General features: G+C 64.7%; 19 protein-coding genes and 1 pseudogene. 15 read left to right on the forward strand and 5 right to left on the reverse strand.

The genetic code is table 11. The annotated features are described in order from the left end of the window. Positions 1–198 precede the first annotated feature (198 nt). The 6 genes from IOC82_RS05620 to IOC82_RS05645 all read left to right on the forward strand — a co-directional run bounded on the left by IOC82_RS05620 (position 199) and on the right by IOC82_RS05645 (position 5,244). Positions 199–789, forward strand: coding sequence for a nitroreductase (locus tag IOC82_RS05620; RefSeq protein WP_290545204.1), 591 nt, complete (start codon positions 199–201; stop codon positions 787–789). Then, positions 786–1,490 (forward strand): HAD family hydrolase, encoded by a 705-nt coding sequence (locus tag IOC82_RS05625; protein ID WP_290545205.1) that lies wholly within the window; start codon positions 786–788, stop codon positions 1,488–1,490. Before IOC82_RS05620 ends, IOC82_RS05625 begins: the two co-directional genes overlap by 4 nt. After that, the gene (locus tag IOC82_RS05630; RefSeq protein WP_290545206.1) at positions 1,490–2,080 is read left to right on the forward strand and encodes a flavin reductase family protein; all 591 of its coding nucleotides are present in this window, start codon (positions 1,490–1,492) and stop codon (positions 2,078–2,080) included. Before IOC82_RS05625 ends, IOC82_RS05630 begins: the two co-directional genes overlap by 1 nt. A gap of 232 nt (positions 2,081–2,312) precedes the next feature. Continuing rightward, positions 2,313–2,678: a hypothetical protein gene (locus IOC82_RS05635; RefSeq protein ID WP_290545207.1), complete on the forward strand. Its 366-nt coding sequence runs from the start codon at positions 2,313–2,315 to the stop codon at positions 2,676–2,678. Positions 2,679–2,709: 31 nt separating this feature from the next. Further along, entirely contained in the window at positions 2,710–3,927 is a 1,218-nt protein-coding gene (locus IOC82_RS05640; RefSeq protein WP_290545208.1) for an MFS transporter, read from the forward strand. Between the two features lie 144 nt (positions 3,928–4,071). Beyond that, the gene (locus tag IOC82_RS05645) at positions 4,072–5,244 is read left to right on the forward strand and encodes a DUF2336 domain-containing protein (protein ID WP_290545209.1); all 1,173 of its coding nucleotides are present in this window, start codon (positions 4,072–4,074) and stop codon (positions 5,242–5,244) included. A gap of 72 nt (positions 5,245–5,316) precedes the next feature. On the opposite strand, the pseudogene IOC82_RS05650 reads toward IOC82_RS05645, so the two are convergent. Next, positions 5,317–6,099, reverse strand: a pseudogene (locus tag IOC82_RS05650) (NAD kinase); the annotation flags it as partial. Between the two features lie 66 nt (positions 6,100–6,165). Between IOC82_RS05650 and IOC82_RS05655 the strand changes: the two are divergent. Both IOC82_RS05655 and cobU read left to right on the forward strand, forming a co-directional pair. Further along, positions 6,166–6,537, forward strand: coding sequence for a DUF1636 domain-containing protein (locus tag IOC82_RS05655; protein ID WP_290545211.1), 372 nt, complete (start codon positions 6,166–6,168; stop codon positions 6,535–6,537). Beyond that, the gene (cobU, locus tag IOC82_RS05660; protein ID WP_290545212.1) at positions 6,534–7,037 is read left to right on the forward strand and encodes a bifunctional adenosylcobinamide kinase/adenosylcobinamide-phosphate guanylyltransferase; all 504 of its coding nucleotides are present in this window, start codon (positions 6,534–6,536) and stop codon (positions 7,035–7,037) included. The genes IOC82_RS05655 and cobU overlap by 4 nt, the downstream gene beginning before the upstream one ends. Here cobU and cbiB read toward each other — a convergent pair. Genes cbiB through cobA form a run of 4 tightly spaced genes read right to left on the reverse strand, consistent with a single transcriptional unit; the run spans position 7,034 to position 11,559 of the window. After that, entirely contained in the window at positions 7,034–8,005 is a 972-nt protein-coding gene (cbiB, locus tag IOC82_RS05665; RefSeq protein ID WP_290545213.1) for an adenosylcobinamide-phosphate synthase CbiB, read from the reverse strand. The genes cobU and cbiB overlap by 4 nt on opposite strands. Further along, positions 8,002–9,447, reverse strand: a complete 1,446-nt coding sequence (locus IOC82_RS05670) for a cobyric acid synthase (RefSeq protein WP_290545270.1) — start codon at positions 9,445–9,447, stop codon at positions 8,002–8,004. The genes cbiB and IOC82_RS05670 overlap by 4 nt, the downstream gene beginning before the upstream one ends. A gap of 11 nt (positions 9,448–9,458) precedes the next feature. Next, complete coding sequence (locus tag IOC82_RS05675) at positions 9,459–10,733, reverse strand: cobyrinate a,c-diamide synthase (protein WP_290545214.1); 1,275 nt, start codon at positions 10,731–10,733, stop codon at positions 9,459–9,461. Next, on the reverse strand, positions 10,726–11,559 hold the full coding sequence (gene cobA / locus IOC82_RS05680) for a uroporphyrinogen-III C-methyltransferase (protein WP_290545215.1): 834 nt from the start codon (positions 11,557–11,559) through the stop codon (positions 10,726–10,728). Before cobA ends, IOC82_RS05675 begins: the two co-directional genes overlap by 8 nt. 34 nt (positions 11,560–11,593) lie before the next feature. On the opposite strand from cobA, the gene IOC82_RS05685 reads away from it, so the two are divergent. From IOC82_RS05685 to IOC82_RS05715, 7 genes are all read left to right on the forward strand, one after another. Then, positions 11,594–12,664 (forward strand): cobalt-precorrin-5B (C(1))-methyltransferase, encoded by a 1,071-nt coding sequence (locus IOC82_RS05685; RefSeq protein WP_290545216.1) that lies wholly within the window; start codon positions 11,594–11,596, stop codon positions 12,662–12,664. Continuing rightward, positions 12,654–13,397 carry a cobalt-precorrin-6A reductase gene (locus IOC82_RS05690; protein WP_290545217.1) on the forward strand — a complete coding sequence of 248 codons (744 nt, stop codon included), beginning with the start codon at positions 12,654–12,656 and terminating at the stop codon, positions 13,395–13,397. The genes IOC82_RS05685 and IOC82_RS05690 overlap by 11 nt, the downstream gene beginning before the upstream one ends. A 120-nt stretch (positions 13,398–13,517) precedes the next feature. Next, positions 13,518–14,564, forward strand: a complete 1,047-nt coding sequence (locus IOC82_RS05695; protein ID WP_290545218.1) for an amino acid ABC transporter substrate-binding protein — start codon at positions 13,518–13,520, stop codon at positions 14,562–14,564. 74 nt (positions 14,565–14,638) lie between these two features. Next, a complete protein-coding gene (locus IOC82_RS05700; protein WP_290545219.1) occupies positions 14,639–15,817 on the forward strand; it encodes an ABC transporter permease subunit in 1,179 nt (392 codons plus the stop codon). A 4-nt stretch (positions 15,818–15,821) separates the two neighbouring features. Beyond that, complete coding sequence (locus tag IOC82_RS05705; protein WP_290545220.1) at positions 15,822–16,943, forward strand: amino acid ABC transporter permease; 1,122 nt, start codon at positions 15,822–15,824, stop codon at positions 16,941–16,943. Continuing rightward, positions 16,943–17,680: an amino acid ABC transporter ATP-binding protein gene (locus tag IOC82_RS05710; protein WP_290545221.1), complete on the forward strand. Its 738-nt coding sequence runs from the start codon at positions 16,943–16,945 to the stop codon at positions 17,678–17,680. The genes IOC82_RS05705 and IOC82_RS05710 overlap by 1 nt, the downstream gene beginning before the upstream one ends. Before the next feature lie 20 nt (positions 17,681–17,700). Continuing rightward, positions 17,701–18,714, forward strand: coding sequence for an amino acid ABC transporter substrate-binding protein (locus IOC82_RS05715; protein ID WP_290545271.1), 1,014 nt, complete (start codon positions 17,701–17,703; stop codon positions 18,712–18,714). Positions 18,715–18,740 lie beyond the last annotated feature (26 nt).

The raw sequence follows: 18,740 nt of genomic DNA on the forward strand, positions 1-18,740 counted from the left end.
GGCGGCGAATGAGCCGCTCCGGCGGTGGCGCTGCTGCCGTGCACGTGTGCTGCAGTCGTGCAAAGCGTAGTTCCCTCTCTCCAAGCCGAATGAGCTTAACACCGGGCCGGCCACACCGGCAATTCACATCTTAATGAATGGTTAACGGGCGCGGCCGGGATTGCCTTTTCGGGGCGCCCGCGCGACACTACGGAATCTATGCAGCAGTTCAACGACACGTCTTCCATCCTCGCACTCCTCAGCACCCGCAAGTCCGCCTCCGCCAAGGCCATGGGCGAACCGGGACCGGCGCCGGGGCAGCTTGCCGAAATCCTCCGCCTTGGCGTCCGGGTGCCGGACCATGGCAAGCTCGCGCCCTGGCGCTTCATCCTGTGGGAGGGGGATGCGCGCGCCCGCTTCGGCGATGTGATGAAGGCGCGTTGGGCAGAGCTCCACCCAGAGCATGGCGTCGAAAGCCTCAGCGCCGTCCACGGCCTGTTCCTGCGCGCCCCAACCGTGCTGGGCGTCGTATCCTCGGCGCAGGAACACCCGAAGATCCCGATGTGGGAGCAGCAGCTCTCCGCCGCCGCCGTCTGCATGAACATCCTCTATGCCGCGACCGCGATGGGTATCGGCTGCCAGTGGAACACCGGCTGGGTGGCCTATGATACCGGCATCGCCGCCGCCATGGGACTCAAGCCCCATGAGAAGCTCGCAGGCCTGATCTACTTCGGCACGCCCTCTGGCCCGCTGGAGGACCGCCCGCGCCCCGATCCCGCAACGCTGCTCACCCGCTGGCAGGCATCATGAAGATCGCGGGAGTCCTGTTCGACAAGGACGGCACGCTGATCGATGTCGACGCCACCTGGGTGCCGATCTACCGCGAAGCGCTGATTCAGCTGTTCCAGACCGATGACGCCGGCGCCGAGGCGATCATGGAGGCGGCGGGCTATGACCGCGCCAGGGGCAAGCTCAAGGCCGGTTCGCCTCTCGCAGGCGGCACCAATCGCGAGATCGCCGCCATCTGGTGGCCGGACCTCAAGGGTGCGGCACTCGATGCCCATCTCGCAGTGCTGGAAGAGCGCTTCGCCGAGATGGTGCGCGACAAGCTGGTTCCGCTCATGCCGCTTGAGCCGATCCTCAGCGATCTCCGCGCCATGGGCCTCAAGCTCGGGGTGGCCACCAACGACAGCCACTTCTCGGCGCGTGCGCACATGGCCGAGGCCGGCGTCATCGCGCATTTCGAGGACATCATCGCGGCTGACACCGTTCCCGTGCCCAAGCCCGCCGGCAACATGATCCGCAAGTTCGCGGCTTTGACCGGGCTTCCCGCCGCCGCGATCGCCATGGTCGGCGACAACCACCACGACATGGCGGAGGCGCGCAACGGCGGGGCAGGGCTTGCCATAGCCGTGCTCTCCGGCAATGCGGGGCGCGAGGACATCGAGCACCTTGCCGACTTCACCATCGACAGCGTTGCCGATCTTCCGGCCCTTCTGCGGAGTCTCTGATGTTCTATGACGCGGTGAAGAACGACCATGGCCTCCCCAACGATCCGTTCAAGGCCATCGTCGCGCCGCGCCCCATCGGCTGGGTGTCGACGCTGTCACCCCAAGGCAAGGCCAACCTCGCGCCCTATAGCTACTTCAACGCCTTCTCGCAGTCTCCGCACTATGTCGCCTTCGGCTCGGGCCCGCGCAAGGATTCCATGGCCAATATCGAGGCCACGGGCGAATTTGCCTTCAGCCTCGCCACCTATGGCCTGCGCGAGCAGATCAATGCCACCTCCGCCCATGTGGATGTTGACGAGTTCGAACTCGCCGGCCTCACCAAGGCCCCATCCCGGATCGTGCGGCCGCCGCGCGTCGCCGAAAGCCCGGCGGCGCTCGAGTGCTGCCTGCACCGCATCGTGCCTCTGCCGGACGACGACGGAAAGGCGGAGAACTTCCTGATCATCGGCCGGGTGCTCGGCATCCACATCGACGACCGCTTTATCCATGACGGCCGGGTAGACACCGCGGCCATGCGGCCCATCGCCAGGCTTGGTTACAGCGAATATGCAACCGTCACCGAAGCCTGGCGCATGCCCCGGCCGGATTGAGGTCCGCGACTCAGGTCGGGTAATGTTTGTCCAGTGCGCGGCCGCCGCAATTCCGCCACTGTGCATTAACCTGTTCACAAGTCCAATTCGGCGGCTTCTTCAAGTGTTTACAGGTTGTGGAAAAACTGTGGAAAATGCTGTTAACCCACCGTTAACCAGCCCGGCGCAGGTTTTTCGCGACGGACGGCAGGCAGTTGCGCCCCGCTCCGGCGAGCCGGAGAGGTTTGTGGACATGACAAGGTGTCTGCTCATTGATGAAGAGGGACGGGGCCGTCACCTGAGCGAGATGCTCTCCGGCCTCGGCCTCGACACGTCGCTCACCAGCGGGGCGGAGGAGGCCATGCGCTTCTGCAACGACAACTCCCCGGATGTTGTCATGCTCTCGGCCCGCGCCAATGGCGGGGCGCCGAAGGAGTTCGTCAAGCGCCTGCGCCTGTCGGGCCGCAGCAAGCCCCCGGTAGTGTTCCTCTTCGCCGACACGCCCGACACCGAGATGTTCGGCCAGTCCATTCTTGAGGGCGCGGCGGATGTGCTGATGATGCCGCTCGACCGCGACCTGTTGCACTTCAAGCTCCGCCAGGCCGGCATCGCCGTCTGATTTGTGTCGCATTGACCTGGGAGAGGGAGACATGAACAACGCCTCCCTCTGGGTGCTCCTCGCCAGCGTCGCCATGCTCTGCCTGGGCCATGGGCTCAACAGCTCGCTGGTGTCGATTTCGGCCGACCAGGCCGCCTTCTCCACCGCGACGACGGGCATCGTCATGGCCGGCTATTCCGCCGGCATGCTGCTCTCGAGCTTTGCCGCGCCCCGGCTGGTGAAGAGCGTGGGCTATGTGCGCGCCTTTGCGGGGCTCGCCTCCATCGTGTCCACCGTGGTGCTGCTGTTCCCGCTCTTTGTGAACCCGGTGTTCTGGTTCCTGCTGCGGGTTCTCACCGGCCTCTGCGTCTCGGGCATGTATATCGTGTGCGAGAGCTGGCTCAACGCCGCGTCCTCGAACCGCAACCGCGGCCAAATGCTTTCGCTCTACATGATCGTCACCTATGGCGCGCTGGGTGCGGGCCAGCTTCTGCTCAACATCGCGGATCCTTCGGGCTTCGTGCGCTTCATCGTCGTGTCCTGCCTGCTCTCCATGTCTCTGGTGCCGCTGATTCTGGCGCCTTCGGAGCAGCCCAGCGTGGAGGGGGCCAAAAGCGTGAGGATCGCCGATATTTGGCAGGCCTCGCCGCTCGCGGTCGTGGGCGTTATCGCCTGCGGGCTGGGGCAGAGCGCCTTTTTCGCCCTGGGCGTCATCTTCGGGCTCGCCATGGGCCTGCCGCTGGTCTGGGTGTCGATCATGATGGCGCTGCCGCCTTTCGGCGTCATCCTCTCGCAATATCCCATCGGCTGGGTGTCGGACCGTATCGACCGGCGCACCATCATCATGCTGCTGAGCCTCGCCGCGGCCATCGTTCCGGCCCTCATTCTGGCAGGTGGATATTATGTCAGCTGGTTTATGCTCATCGCGCTGATGACGCTGTTCGGCATCGTGTCGCTCCCGGTCTATTCCCTGGTCATCGCCCATGCCAACGACCACCTGCGCAAGGAGCAGGTGCTGGGCGCGTCGGCCAAGCTGGTGCTGCTCTATGGCGTAGGCTCCATCCTGGGGCCTATTCTCGCGGGTTCTCTGATGGGCGAGATCGGCCGCGCCGGCTTCCTGATCTTCATGATCGGGGTCCACGGCGCCCTGGCGGGCTTCGCCTTCTGGCGCAACTGGCGCCACCCGGACCACGTCAGGGCCCATGGCCGTGACGTGATGTCGGTCAGCCCCATTTCGACGCCTGCAAATGCCCCGCTGCTGCAGGATTAACGAGGGGCATCCCGCCCTCCCCAACCGCGAAGCGGGGGGAGGCCCGGACGCGTTGCGCGATCAATACCCCCAGCCGCTCCGGAGGCTATGGTGAACCAAATATTAAGTCCTCTGCCGCCATCATTGCTTCCGGAGACTCACCATATGCAGCATGACTCAAAGCAGGAACCTACATTCGGCCTCGACATCAACGTTCTCATGGCCGTCATCGTTTTCGGCAGCGCCGACTGCCGCGTTGCGCTTGCCCGGCAGCTCGCCTGTTTCCTCGCTGACCCGGAAACGCCCCCGGGCGAGCGCGAGCAGGTGCTGCCGGTTGTCCGCCGCCTTGCTGTCGATGCGGATCCAGACGTCCGCTACGCCCTGGCGGAGGCCCTCGTCAGCCATGAGACGCTCGATAACGATCTCTTCTTCACCATCGTCTCCGACGACGAAGACATAGCACTCCCATTCCTCAGCTGGACGCCCGCGCTCGACACGCTGCGCATGCTGGCCATCCTGCGTGCGGGGGACGAGGCGCGGCAGGCTGTCATCGCCATGCGCCCCGACGTCTCGGCGGAGGCAGCAGACGTCATCACCCGCGAGCTGCCGCTGGCCGTAAACGTGCTGCTCCTCGAAAACCCGGACGTCGGCCTGGATCCCAGCCACTTCCGCGCCCTCTACCAGCGCTTCGCTGAGGACCAGGAGATGCTGAGCCGGCTGCTCGCCCGGCCGGACCTGCCGCTCATCCTGCGCATCGCCCAGGCGCGCCGCGCGGCGTCCAGCATCCATCAGTTGCTGACGGAGCGCGACTGGCTGTCGTCCACCGCCGCTGCCGAACTGGTGATCGAGGCAGAAGAGAATGCCGTGTTCGAAATTCTCGCCGAGGCCGGCCCGGATGACCTGCAGCAGGCCGTGGCCTTCCTCATCGACAACGGCATGCTCACGCCCGCGCTCGTCGTCCATGCAGCCTGCCAGGGCGCCATGCAGGTGGTGGCGGAGTGTCTCGCGGGACTTTCCGGCGTGCCGCTGCGCCGCGTTGAGGTGCTGATCCATGCGCGCGGCAAGGTCCGCGCGGTGTTTGTCCGCAGCGGACTGCCGCAAAGCTGCCACTGGATCCTTCAGGCGGCCTGCGACGTGGCCGCCGACGAACGCGAAGACGGTCTGCGCCTGACGCCTGACGAATTCGGCGCCCGCATCATCCAGTCGCTGCTCACCCGTTACGAAGCCATGCCGCTCGACGAGCAGCCCCGCAACCTCGACGTTATCGGCCGCTACGCCGGCGGCCGGACGCGGCACCTGGCGAGCAGGCTCCGGGCGGACTTGCAGCGCGCCGCCTGACGCGCCGGACCGCCCTCGCCGGATGTGCCGTAGAGCCATCCTCCGGGGCGACGGTGAATGAGAGCGAATCCGTCAGAACCTGAACTGTTCCCGGAGCACGCGCTCCGCCAGGCTGTGGCCGGGGTCGAACAGAATGCGCGCGGCGTGGCTTGTGTCCTGCTCCACCTCCACCTGCCGCACATGGCGAACCTCCACATGGTCGGCCACCGCCGCCACCGGCCGTTTCCCGCCTTCGAGAATGCCGATCGTCACCTTGGCCGCCGAGGGCAGGATAGCGCCGCGCCAGCCCCGCGGGCGGAAGGCGCTGATCGGCGTGAGCGCCAGCAGGTCAGAGTTGATCGGTAAAATCGGTCCGTGGGCGGATAGATTATAGGCCGTGCTGCCCGCCGGTGTGGCCACCAGCACGCCGTCGCAGATCAGCTCCTCGAGCCTCGGCTTGTGGTCGATGGCGATTCTCAGCTTCGCCGCCTGATGGCGCTGGCGCAGCAGGGAAACTTCGTTGAAAGCGATCGCCCGGTGCGTCTTCCCCGTCTCGTCCACGGCGGCCATGGCCAGCGGGTGAATCATGGTGAGCTCCGCCGCCGCCAGCCGTTCAGGAAGCCCGTCCGCCGCATAGTCGTTCATCAGGAAACCGACCGTGCCGCGGTTCATGCCATAGATCGGAATGCCGGTGGACACGAAGCGGTGCAGCGCCTGCAGCATCAGTCCGTCGCCGCCCAGCGCCACAACGCAGTCGGCCTTTTCCGGGTCGGCATTGCCGTGGCGCGCGGTCAGCGTCGTCAAGGCCTCCCGGGCCTCGGGAGACTCCGACGCGAGGAAGGCGATCGAGCGGAATGTCATGCCGTTTTCATCGCGTTGACAGGTTACCGGATTGCCTACATTGAAGCCCCGTCCCTTGGCAACCCTGAGAAAACCTCTCTGATGCGCGACATCGTCATGTGCTCGACCTGCAAGTTCTCGGCAACCGATAAGCTGGCCCCCGACGGCCGCACCGGCGGCGAGACGCTGATTGCCCATGTCGCGGACGCGATCGCCGCCCGCGGGCTGGACCTGCCCGTAGTCACCCAGGCCTGCCTGTGGAACTGCACCAAGCACTGCAGCGTGGTGCTGCGCGACCATGACCGCTTCACCTATGTCACCGGCAACCATGAGCCGACGCGTCAGCAAGCCGAGGCCATCCTCGACTGGTTCGCGCTTCATGAGCAGTCGGAAACCGGGGAAGTGCCCTTCCGCCAGTGGCCGGACCCCATGCGCGGCCACTTCATCGTCCGCATCCCGAAGGTGCCCGCATGAGCCGTATCACCCTCGTCCTCGGCGGCGCCCGCTCCGGCAAGAGCCGCTTCGCCGAAAGTCTCGCCCGCCAGCATGGCGGCCCCCGCACCTACATTGCCACGGCGGAGCCCTTCGATGGCGAGATGCGCCATCGCATCGAAAAACACCGCGAGCAGCGGGCAGGGGACGGCTGGCAGACGCTGGAGGCGCCCCTCGACCCTGCCGCCGTCCTGCCGCGCGGTGGTCTGGCGCTCCTCGACTGCGTCACTGTCTGGCTCGGCAACCTCATGCACCACGGCCGCGACCTGACAGCCGAGGTGAGTAAATTTTGTGCAGCTCTTGAGGCCTGCTCTGCGGAAGTCATCCTGGTCTCGAACGAGGTCGGCCTCTCCATCATCCCGGAGAATGCCATGGCCCGCCGCTTCCGCGACGAGCAGGGGCTTGCCAACCAGGCTCTGGCTGCGATTTCTGAGAACGTTTACTTTGTAGCCGCCGGGTTGCCCCTGAAGCTCAAGGGCTAGGCAACGGCGGCAACGCAAAACGCAACAAACAGCAACATCAAGAACAACATCCACATGGCGTGTGACACCACGCGAAGACCACGCTTGATGTCATCGCGCATAATGCTGTCCCGGCCGTCGCCCATGTAGGGGAGATCGACTATCTCGCCATGATAGCTCCTCGGCCCCCCAAACCGCACCCCCAGTGCCGCCGCCATCGCAGCCTCGGGCCAGCCTGCATTGGGAGACTGGTGTTTCGGCGCATCCCGTTGCATTATCTCGATAATATCTCTGAATCGCGACGGCGCGGCCGCCGCGAAAAGGTAGCCGGTGAGGCGCGAGGCGGGCAGGTTCACAAGGTCGTCCAACCGCGCCGCCGCCCAACCAAAGAATTGATATTTCTCGTTTTTATGGCCGATCATCGAGTCCGCGGTGTTGATCGCCTTGTACATCGCAATCCCCGGCAGCCCGAGCAGCGCATACCACAGCACCGGAGCAACGATGCCGTCCGAGGCATTTTCCGCCAGGCTTTCCAGCGCCGCCCTGACCACCCCGGACTCGTCGAGCTGTGAGGGGTCCCGCCCGACGATCAGGCTTACTTTCTGGCGGCCCTCGGCGAGCGAGCGGCCAAGCCCGTCATAGACAGCAAGTACATGATCTTTTAGTGATTTCTGCGCAATCAGCGAGGTTGCCAGCAACGCCTCCGCCAGCCAGCCGAACGGCAAATGGGTGAGAAAACGCGCCACGTAGTATGTCGGGACGAAGGCCGCCGCCAGCAGGATTGCCACCGCCACGGCCCCGCGCAGGCGTCCCTCCTGCGGTGAAACACCCTGTATATTCAATTGCTTATCCAGCCAATCGATGAGCTTGCCGATCCACACCACGGGGTGGCTGATGCGGTCGAACACTGGCTGCGGGAAACCCGCGAAACGCTCGATCAGCAGCGCCCAGGCGGCGCGCCCGAACACCAGCACTGGCCAGTCCATCATAGTTCCCTCGCCAGCGAGAGGATCAGGTCGAGGTCGAGATGCGCCTCAAGATGCGCTGCGAGCTCATCCAGCGTCCGCTCCACCGTCTCCTCGAAGCGCAGCTCACTTGCCTGAAAACCAAGCGATTGCAGAAACTTGCGGCGGAATTCATCATTCCCGAAGCAACCGTGCAGATAGCTTCCCATCACCTGGCCCGTGGCGCTGATCGCCCCGTCCGGACGCCCCTCCAGCAGCGCGAAGGGCCGGGCGCAATCCGCCCCCTCCGTCCTGCCAAGATGGATCTCATAACCCTCGAGCGCCGCGCCCGTTGGCACATGGGTGCCGCCGATGCGGGTGAGCGTCTTTTCCGGGAGGAGGGCGGTCTCCACGTCCAGCAGCCCAAGCCCCGCCACGTGGCCCGGTGCACCCTCCAGCCCTAGTGGATCGCTGATGGTTCTGCCCAGCATCTGGTAGCCACCGCAGATGCCAAGCACCAGCCCACCGCGCCGCACATGGGCCAGGAGGTCGATGTCCCAGCCCTCCTTACGCAGCGCCGCAAGGTCACAAATCGTTGATTTGGAACCGGGAATGATTACCAGGCGGCTCTCCGCCGGGATCGGCTCTCCGGGTTGCACGAAGGTTAGCTTCACGCCGGCTTCCAGGCGTAAGGGATCGAGGTCATCGAAATTGGCGATGCGCGGCAGGCGAAGAACAGAGATTCTCATGCCTTTTCGCGCTATTGTGAACTCTTCTTCTAACGCCACTGCATCTTCGGCCGGGAGCCGCCGTGCCCCTTCGAAGTGTGACACGATTCCCACACAGGGGGTTCCCGTGCGTTGTTCGAGGAAGGTACGGCCTTCCGAAAACAGGTCCGGATCGCCATGGAACTTATTGATTAGGAAAGCTTTCAGTCGCGCGCGATCATCCGGCGGCAGGATGTCGAAGGTCCCGGCGATGGAGGCGATGACGCCACCCCGGTGAATGTCGCCGATCAGCACAGCGGGCAGGTCGGCCGCTTCGGCGAACCCCATATTGGCCAGGTCGCCGTCGCGAAGATTGATCTCGCCTGGGCTTCCCGCTCCTTCCACCAGCACCACGTCGGCATGAGTCAACACCTTATAAAAACTCTCAAGACATGTGCCCATGTAATTCATCCGACTGCGAAAATACTCCCGCGCCGTCATTGAGGCCTGGCGCTGCCCCTGCACGACCACCTGGGCCCCCGTGGTGGTTTCGGGCTTCAGCAGGATGGGGTTCATGTGCACGGAGGATGGTACCCGAGCGGCGCGGGCCTGAAGCGCCTGGGCCCGGCCGATCTCGCCGCCATCGGCCGTCACTGCCGCGTTGTTGGACATGTTCTGCGGCTTGAAGGGCTGGACGCGTAAGCCCCTGTTTGCAAGGGCCCTTGCCAACCCCGCAACGATCAGCGACTTGCCGACGTCAGAGCCAGTGCCCATGAACATGATGGCCCTGGTCACGCCGCCCCCGCGATCACATGGGCATAGCTGCCCATCACGCGTACACGCCGCAAGCCCATGTTCTCCAGAGGGTTTCCCGCTGCGTCCCGGGCGGCGAACAACCGGTCCGCAGCGCCCTCGCTCACCAGCGTCGAATAGTGGAACTCATGCGCCATCAGCTTGGCCGTCCATGGTCCGTCCGTTAGCGGCTCCAACTGCCGGTAGCCGAGGTGCAGCTTGCGCTTCTCGAAACTCGTGACCAGCGGCAGGACCCCCGCCATGCCATGCGCCATGCCCTTGGAATCAATCAGGCTTTCGCCCAACACCATGTAGCCGCCGCACTCGCCATAGACGATCCCCCGGTGGCTGCGAAGGCCATCGAGGAAACGCAGATTGCCTGCGATCCGCCCGGCATGCAGCTCCGGATAGCCGCCGGGCAGGAACACCGCCTCCGCTGTCGCTTCCGGCGCTTCGTCAGCCAGCGGCGAGAAGAAGCTGAGGGACGCCCCCTGCCGCCGCCAGCCATCCAGCAAGTGCCTATAGCAAAAAGAAAAAGCATCGTCCCGTGCAACGGCCACGGACTGCGCCAGGGGCGGCAACAACCGCGCGCCTTCACCACCGTGAAGTGGCCGCGCCAGGTCGAGAATCCGCTCCAGCGCCGCCCGGTGGTTCACCCGCAGCGCGGCCGCTTCGATGAAAGCGTCTAAGTCCTTGTTTTCCTCTGCCTGCACCAGCCCGAGATGGCGCGACGGCCAGGCCAGCGTGTCGTCGTTGCGCAGCGCTATCAGCACCTGATCGCCCAGTGCTTCGCGCAGCAACAGCTCGTGGCGCTCGCTGGCGGTGCGGTTCAGGATCGCGCCCGCCAGGTCCAAGTCCTTGCGATAGCTAGCGAAACCATGCACGAGAGCGGCCGCCGACTGCGCTTGGCGCCGACAGTCGAGGGCGAAGATCACTGGCAGCCCCAGCATCACGGCGAGATCGGCAGTCGAGCCCTTCGCGCCCTGGGGCCCGTCGAACAGACCCATGACGCCCTCGATGATCACGAGGTCCGCATCGCGTGCCAACTCCTCCGCCAAGCCCTTGATTTGGCTTGGCGACATCGCCCAGGGGTCGAGGTTGTAGCAGGCCCTCCCGGTGGCGGCCTCGTGGAAGCGCGGGTCGATGTAGTCCGGCCCCACCTTGGCCGCAGTCACGCGCAGGCCCGCGTTGCGGAAGGCCCGCAGAAGTCCCAGCGTTATCAATGTCTTGCCGCTGCCGGAGGCGGGTGCGGCGACGACGATGGCCTTAGCCAACCGGGTTCTCCCGCAAGGGGCCCTTGTACCAGTCGAGCAGACTCCGCCAGTCGGCGGCGCGGCCCACCACCACGATGGCCGGTGTCGGCGGTTCATTGGCCTTTACGAAGGCGCCAGCCCCGCCCAGCGTGGTCGAAACCACCTCCTGGTGCGGCATGGAGGCGTTGGACACGATGGTCACCGGGTCATCGGAGGCGCGCCCGCCCGCCATCAGCGCCGTTGCAATCTCGCCCAAGTGCTTCACCGCCATGTACATGACGATGACCGGGGAGGCCAGGGCGATGGCCTGCCAGTTCACGTTTGCGGGCATATTTCCCGTCGCATCGTGACCGGTGAGGAAAATGACGGAATGGTTGGTATCACGGTGGGTTGCGGGCATTCCGGCATAAGCCAGTCCACCAATGCCGGCGGTAATTCCGGGCACGATGCGGAAGGGGATTCTTCTGGTTGCCAGGTGCTGGCACTCCTCGCCGCCGCGCCCGAACATGAAGGGGTCACCGCCCTTCAGCCGCAACACGCGCTTGCCCGCCTGGGCGAGTTCGATGAGGCGCAGGGTTATATCCTTCTGGATGGGCGAAGGCTTGCCGCCGCGCTTGCCCGCATATTCAAGTTCGGCCCCCACCTTCACCCACCGCAGGATGTCCGGGTTCACCAGCGCGTCATAGATCACGACGTCGCAATTCTGGAGCGCGTGGAAGCACATAAGCGACATGAGGCCGGGTGCTCCGGGGCCCGCACCCACCAGCCACACCCATCCGGGTTCGAAGTTCGGGAAGGTTTCGGCATCGAGCCGGGCAAAGCCCGTCGGTTGCTCTGGCGAGCTCACCCAGTCACCGATCCTTTTCGTTGGTCCAAGTCCCATGGCCGCCTTATACAATGGTCTGATGCGAGGAGAGAAGCCCGAAGGCGAGTTAAGGCGCGGCTGGACGACGGGCGCATGCGCAACGGCGGCAGTGAAGGCGGCATTTGCAGCATTGCGGACGGGAGAATTCCCCGATCCCGTGTCGATCACGCTACCCAAGGGCGAAACGCCAGCCTTTCCATTGGCTTTGGAGGAGAAGGGCGAGGGCTGGGCACGCGCCGGAATCATCAAGGACGCGGGCGACGACCCGGACGTGACCCACGGCTGCATGGTGGTGGCCACGGTGCGCGAGGGCGGCGAGGGCGTCCGCTTCCGGGCCGGGCCGGGCGTCGGCATGGTCACCAAAGGCGGCCTGCCGATCCCGCCGGGCGAGCCCGCAATCAACCCCGTGCCGCGCCAGATGATGCGGGATGTCATCGCCGAACTGGGCGGAACCGGCGTCGAAATCGAAATCTCCATCCCCGGCGGCGAGGTGCTGGCGCTCAAGACCTGGAATCCGCGGCTCGGCATCGCCGGTGGCCTGTCGATCCTCGGCACAACGGGGATTGTGAATCCCTTCTCTTGCGCGGCCTGGATCGCCTCCATCCACCGCGGCATCGACGTGGCGCGTGCCATGGGCCTTCGCCATGTGGCGGGCTGCACGGGGTCCACCTCCGAGGATGCCGTCCGCAACCGTTACAAACTGCCGCTGGAGGCCATGCTGGACATGGGGGACTTCGCCGGGGGGCTGCTCAAGTATCTCCGCACCCATCCGGTGGCACGCGTCACCATCGGCGGCGGCTTCGGCAAGATCAGCAAACTGGGGCAGGGCGCGCTGGATCTCCATTCCGGCCGCTCGCAGGTCGATCTCGACTGGCTGGCAGACCAATGTCCCGAACTGCCGCGCACCAAGGTTCTCGCCGCCAACACAGCGCAAGAAGTGCTTGAAATGGCGGGTGGAATCGATCTCGCGCAGCGCGTTGCGGCAGCCGGGCTGGCCACGGTGCGTGATGTTCTGAAAGGTGCACCGGTGGTCGCTGACGTAATCATCGTGTCGCGCCAGGGCGATATCATTGCCCATGCCGCGTGACCGCATCCTCATCCTTGGCGGCACGCGCGATGCGCGCGAGATCGCCAATGCGCTGGTCGAATCCGGCCGCACTGTCGTCACCTCGATCGCGGGAGTAACGGCGCAGCCGCTGCTACCAGCGGGCGAGGTGCGCATCGGCGGTTTCGGGGGTGTTTCCGGATTGAAATCCTATATTGAGTCCAGTCAGATAGCGCTTGTTATTGATGCGACACATCCATTTGCCGCGCGCATGTCCGCGCAGGCTTTCGAGGCGTGCCGTGACTGCGGCGTTCTGCTGCTGCGCTTCTCGCGCGCGCCGTGGCTGGCGGGCGAGGGCGATCGCTGGACGGTCGCCGCCTTTGCGGCCGAGGCTGCCTCCATCCTCCCGCCTGGCGCGCGCGTATTGCTCACCAGCGGCCGCAAGGACCTCGACCCTTTTTTTGCGCGGACCGATGTTTGGGGCCTTGCCAGAATGATCGAAGAACCACCTTTAAGTCCACCGTGTAATTGGACGATTTTACGAGAGCGGCCGCCTTTCACGATCCTGGGCGAAAGGGCGCTCATGTCAAGAAATGCCATCACTCATCTGGTCACCAAGAATGCCGGCGGCAGCGCAACGGAGGCCAAGCTGCAGGCGGCACGTGAACTCGGGATTCCGGTGGTGATGATCGCCCGTCCAGCCAAGCCGGAGGTGGCAAGCTTCGGCACCTTGGATACGCTCATGGTGGTTGTGGAAGGGGTGCTTTCTCCTTGACCTGCTATCCGTTTTCCGATTGTTTTATCCTCTGACCGGGGAACTGATTTGGACCTTGGAAAGACATTCGCCGCGTGGATGGCGCATCCTGTGCCGCACAGGCCAGAAAGAGGAATCACGATGAAGAACAAGCTCATAGCCCTCATGCTCGGCGCGGCCACAAGTGCGGCGATCGCCGGAACTGCAAGTGCCGGCACGCTGGACGACGTGCGCCAGCATGGCTTCGTGCAGTGCGGTGTGAGCCAGGGGCTGATGGGCTTTTCGGTGCCCGACGCGCAAAACAACTGGACCGGCATGGATGTCGATTTCTGCCGCGCCATTGCCGCCGCGGTGCTGGGCGACGCCACCAAGGTGAAGTTCACGCCGCTCACCGCCAAGGAGCGGTTCACCGCGTTGCAATCGGGTGAAATCGACGTTCTGTCGCGCAACACCACCTGGACGATGAGCCGCGACACCTCGCTCGGCCTCAAGTTTGCCGGCATCATGTATTATGATGGTCAAGGTTTTATCGTAAATTCCAAGAAGCATCCGAATGTGAAGTCGGTGAAGGATCTTGCGGGCGCCACGATCTGCACTCAGTCCGGCACCACGACGGAGCTCAACATCGCGGATTACTTCAAGTCCAACAAGCTCGACTACAAGCTCCTGACCTTCGAGAAGAACGACGAGGCGATTGCCGCTTATCAGGACGGGCGCTGCGACAGCTATTCGACCGACCAATCTGGCCTCTATGCCCAGAAGCTCAAGATGATGGCGCCGGACGACAACCTTGTTTTGCCGGAAATCATTTCAAAAGAACCACTTGGACCCGTCGTGCGGCAGGGTGACGATGCCTGGTTCAACGTCGTGAAATGGGTCTATTTCGCACTGGTGAATGCCGAGGAACTCGGCATCACCTCCAAGAATGTCGAAGACCTGAAGAAGACCTCGCCCAACCCGGAAGTGCAGCGCCTGCTGGGCGTTGCCTCGGCTGACGGCAAGGCGGCGGGCTTCGGCATCGGCATGGGCCTCGACGAGGGCTGGGCCGAGGCCGCGATCAAGCAGGTGGGCAATTATGGCGAGGTCTTCGACCGCAACGTCGGAAAGGACTCGCCGCTCAAGATCGAGCGCGGCAAGAACGCGCTGTGGAAGGATGGCGGCCTGCAATATGCGCCGCCGGTTCGCTGAACTATTCCAATAGGTTAGGAAACCCGGGGCAAGGCTCCGGGTTTCGTGTTTTTGTGATCTGAGGTTCTTGTCCCATGAGCCTTGAAGTGCCCGTGCGCCGTCCTTACCGGTCCTGGAGGAACAGCGGGCGGCTGCGCGGGATCGTGCTGCAGGCGCTGCTGTTGTTGGGGCTTGCGGCACTTTTCTACGATCTTGCTTCAAATACCGCCGCCAACATGGCGAGCCGGCAAATCGTGTCCGGCTTCGATTTCCTGTGGCGCCGGGCGGGCTTCGAGGTCTCGTTCGCGCTCATCCCCTACAGCGGCGAGGACACCTACTTCCGCGCCCTGATGGTGGGGTTTTTCAATACGTTAGCTGTATCTGCCCTGGGCATCGTGCTGGCCACGGTGCTGGGCCTCGCCGTCGGCCTGATGCGGCTGTCGCGCAACTGGCTCGCCTTGCGCATGGCCATGGGCTACATTGAGATCGTCCGCAACGTTCCGCTGCTGCTGCAGCTGTTCATCTGGTACCGCCTGGTGCTGACGCCGCTGCCGCCGGCGTCGGACGCGATCATGCTCGGATCGGCGTCGCTGTCGAACAAGGGCCTGACCTTGCCCGCGCCGTTGTTCGGTGATGGTGCATGGTGGTTTTGGGTTGGTTTTGGTGTTGCTGTTGTTGCAATTTGGTTGTTGTCCGGTTGGTCCAGGAAGCAACAGGATGCAACCGGCAAAAGCATGCCGATCTGGTTGCTGTCGGTGTTGCTGCTGGTTGCTCTTCCGGTGCTGGCGCTGCTCGCGGCGGGCTGGCCGCTGACCTTTGACTATCCGGTGAAAGGCAATTTCGGCTTTACGGGCGGAATGACGCTGGTGCCTGAATTTATGGCACTGCTGCTGGCTCTGTCTATTTACACGGCAGCCTTCATCGCGGAAGCGGTGCGGGCGGGGATCATGGCCGTCTCGAAGGGGCAGGGCGAGGCGGCGGCGGCGCTGGGCCTCCGGCCCAACTTCGCCATGCGGCTGGTGGTGCTGCCGCAGGCGCTGCGCGTGATCATCCCGCCGCTCACCAGCCAATACCTGAACCTGACCAAGAATTCCTCCCTCGCGGTGGCGATCGGCTACCCGGACTTGGTGTCGACCGGCGGAACGATCCTTGGCCAGACCGGGCAGGCGATCGAGGTGGTGACGATCTGGATGGCTGTCTACCTGACGTTGAGCCTGCTCACCTCCGCCTTCATGAACTGGTTCAACGCCCGCCACCGGCTGGTGGGGAGGTGAGGCGGTGAGCATCTCCTATGTCCGTGACCGCGACGCCCCGCTCCGGCCACCGCCGGCCGGAACGGCGGGCCCCATCGGATGGCTGCGCGAGAATCTGTTCTCAAGCCCCGGCAACAGCCTGCTGACGGCGATCCTCGCCGTGGCGCTCGGCTACCTTGCGTGGACGATCCTCGACTGGGCCATCCTGCGCGCGGTGTGGACGGGCGTGGACCGCGAGGCTTGCGCCATCGCGAATGCCGGGGCCTGCTGGCCATTCGCCGCCGAGAAGTTCCCGCAATGGCTCTTCGGTTTCTACCCGATCGCGGAGCGCTGGCGGCCGATGCTGGCCTTCCTGATCGGGGCCGCGGCGCTTGTGCCGATGCTGATGCCGTGGGTGGGGGGCAAGACGCTGAATGCGCTGTTCTTGCTGTTCATCTATCCCGTCATCGCCTTCGAGCTGCTGGCGGGCGGGCTGCTTGGGCTCACCCCGGTCGAAACCTCGAACTGGGGCGGGCTGATGGTGACGCTGGTGGTGGCCGTCACCGGCATCGTGTTCTCGCTGCCGCTGGGCATCCTTTTGGCGCTGGGGCGGCGTTCGGAACTCCCCGTCATCCGCGCGGCCTCCATCGCCTTCATCGAGCTGTGGCGCGGCGTGCCGCTGGTGACCGTGCTGTTCATGGCGAGCGTGATGCTGCCGCTCATCCTGCCGGGCGGCGTGACGCCGGACAAGCTGCTGCGGGCGATCGCCGGCCTCTCGCTCTTCGCATCGGCCTATATGGCGGAGGCTGTGCGGGGAGGTTTGCAGGCGGTCGGCAAGGGTCAGACCGAGGCGGGGCTTGCGCTGGGCCTCAGCCGGGGCCAAGTGACGCGCAAGATCGTGCTGCCGCAGGCGCTGCGCATCTCGATCCCCAACATCGTCGGCATCTTCATCGGATTGTTCAAGGACACGACGCTCGTGCTGGTGGTCTCGATCTATGATTTCCTCGGCATCGTCAATGCCGGGATGCAGGACGCGAAATGGGCCGCGCCGCAGACGGCCAACACCGGCTATTTCGCCGCGGCGATCGTTTACTTCGTCTTCTGCTTCGCCATGTCGCGCTATGCGCTGTTCACCGAAAGACGCCTCGCGCAGGCGGGGAGGCGCTGATGGCGGAGACGGCCGTCCGGTTCATCGGCGTCAACAAGTGGTTCGGCCAGTTCCACGTGCTGCGCGACATCAACCTGGAGGTCGCCCAGGGCGAGCGCATCGTGATCTGCGGGCCCTCGGGCTCCGGCAAGTCGACGCTGATCCGCTGCATCAACCGGCTGGAGGTGCACCAGGAAGGCCGCATCATCGTCGATGGCGCCGAGATCGATGACGGCGTGAAAGCCATCGAGGAGGTGCGGCGCGACGTCGGCATGGTGTTCCAGCATTTCAACCTGTTCCCGCATCTGACGGTGCTGGAGAACTGCACGCTGGCCCCGATCTGGGTGAGGAACAGCCCCAAGCGCGAGGCGGAAGAACTCGCCATGCAGTTCCTCGAGCGGGTGCGGATCCCAGAGCAGGCGAAGAAATATCCGGGCCAGCTCTCCGGCGGCCAGCAGCAGCGCGTGGCGATCGCGCGGGCGCTCTGCATGAGGCCCAGGATCATGCTGTTCGACGAGCCGACCTCGGCCTTGGACCCCGAAATGGTGAAAGAGGTTCTCGACACCATGGTGGCGCTGGCCAGCGAAGGCATGACCATGCTGGTCGTCACCCATGAGATGGGATTTGCCCGCCAGGTGGCCGACCGGGTGATCTTCATGGACCAGGGCCAGATCGTGGAAGTCAATGCGCCGGAGGCATTTTTCGGCAATCCGCGGAACGAGCGCACCCGGCTGTTCCTCGGCCAGATCCTGCGCTAGGTTCCGCCCAGCTTGGAGGAATCGGAATGAGAGCTCTTTTCGCCGCGGCAGCGCTGCTGATCGGGATCGCAGGCGCGGCACAGGCCGCCACGCTCGACGACGTCAAGGCGCGCGGCAGCCTCAACTGCGGTGTGAACCCCAATCTGCAGGGCTTCGGCGCCAGGGATGCCGAGGGTAACTATGCCGGCTTCGACGCCGACTTCTGCCGCGCGGTCGCCACCGCGGTGCTGGGCGGCCCGGCCAAGGTCACCTTTGTGCCGCTGTCCCTGAAGGAGCGTTTCGATGCGCTGAAGTCCGGCAAGGTCGACGTGCTGGCCCGCAACACAACCTGGACCATGGACCGCGAGACGGCGATGCCGCTGCGCTTTGCCGGCGTTTCCTATTATGATGGGCAGGGCTTCATCGTGAAGAAGCTTCTGGGGGTCACCTCCGCGCTGCAGCTGTCGGGCGCCGCGATCTGTTTCCAGACCGGCGCCACGACGGAAGCCAATGTCGAGGACTTCTTCCGCGAGAAGAACATGACCTTCGTGCCGGTGCGCTTCGAGACGCTCGACGACCTGGTGAAGGCCTTCGACGAGGGCAAATGCGATACCTTCACCACCGACGTGTCCGGCCTCTATGCGGTGCGTCTGCGGCTCAAGAACCCCGACGAGGCCATGGTGCTGCAGGACGTGATCTCGAAGGAGCCGCTAGGCCCCGCGGTGCGCCAGGGCGACGAGCAATGGCTGAACATCGTGCGCTGGACGCTCTATGCGCTGATCACGGCCGAGGAACTGGGCATCACCTCGGTCAATGTCGACGAGCAGAAGGCCACGTCCAACAACGCCGCCGTGCGCCGCCTGCTGGGCGTCAACGGCCCCGGCGGCGCGAGCATGGGTCTCGATGCCGATTGGGCGGCGCGCACCATCAAGGCCGTGGGCAATTACGGCGAAATCTTCGACCGCAACCTTGGCCCCTCGACGCCGCTCGCCATCAACCGCGGCATCAACGCGCTGTGGAACGCAGGCGGGCTGCTCTACGCGCCGCCGATGTGAGGCTGGACCCGCGGCAGCAAGCCCTC

It is taken from the genome of Aestuariivirga sp. (assembly GCF_020252395.1).
Classification (GTDB): domain Bacteria; phylum Pseudomonadota; class Alphaproteobacteria; order Rhizobiales; family Aestuariivirgaceae; genus Aestuariivirga.

Excerpts from the sequence above, each read along its gene's own strand:
- IOC82_RS05620 (WP_290545204.1), top strand. The coding sequence starts at position 199 with ATGCAGCAGTTCAACGACACGTCTTCCATCCTCGCACTCCTCAGCACC.
- IOC82_RS05625 (WP_290545205.1), top strand. The coding sequence starts at position 786 with ATGAAGATCGCGGGAGTCCTGTTCGACAAGGACGGCACGCTGATCGAT.
- IOC82_RS05630 (WP_290545206.1), top strand. The coding sequence starts at position 1,490 with ATGTTCTATGACGCGGTGAAGAACGACCATGGCCTCCCCAACGATCCG.
- IOC82_RS05635 (WP_290545207.1), top strand. The coding sequence starts at position 2,313 with ATGACAAGGTGTCTGCTCATTGATGAAGAGGGACGGGGCCGTCACCTG.
- IOC82_RS05640 (WP_290545208.1), top strand. The coding sequence starts at position 2,710 with ATGAACAACGCCTCCCTCTGGGTGCTCCTCGCCAGCGTCGCCATGCTC.
- IOC82_RS05645 (WP_290545209.1), top strand. The coding sequence starts at position 4,072 with ATGCAGCATGACTCAAAGCAGGAACCTACATTCGGCCTCGACATCAAC.
- IOC82_RS05655 (WP_290545211.1), top strand. The coding sequence starts at position 6,166 with ATGCGCGACATCGTCATGTGCTCGACCTGCAAGTTCTCGGCAACCGAT.
- cobU (WP_290545212.1), top strand. The coding sequence starts at position 6,534 with ATGAGCCGTATCACCCTCGTCCTCGGCGGCGCCCGCTCCGGCAAGAGC.
- cbiB (WP_290545213.1), bottom strand. The coding sequence starts at position 8,005 with ATGATGGACTGGCCAGTGCTGGTGTTCGGGCGCGCCGCCTGGGCGCTG.
- IOC82_RS05670 (WP_290545270.1), bottom strand. The coding sequence starts at position 9,447 with ATGTTCATGGGCACTGGCTCTGACGTCGGCAAGTCGCTGATCGTTGCG.
- IOC82_RS05685 (WP_290545216.1), top strand. The coding sequence starts at position 11,594 with ATGGCCGCCTTATACAATGGTCTGATGCGAGGAGAGAAGCCCGAAGGC.
- IOC82_RS05690 (WP_290545217.1), top strand. The coding sequence starts at position 12,654 with ATGCCGCGTGACCGCATCCTCATCCTTGGCGGCACGCGCGATGCGCGC.
- IOC82_RS05695 (WP_290545218.1), top strand. The coding sequence starts at position 13,518 with ATGAAGAACAAGCTCATAGCCCTCATGCTCGGCGCGGCCACAAGTGCG.
- IOC82_RS05700 (WP_290545219.1), top strand. The coding sequence starts at position 14,639 with ATGAGCCTTGAAGTGCCCGTGCGCCGTCCTTACCGGTCCTGGAGGAAC.
- IOC82_RS05710 (WP_290545221.1), top strand. The coding sequence starts at position 16,943 with ATGGCGGAGACGGCCGTCCGGTTCATCGGCGTCAACAAGTGGTTCGGC.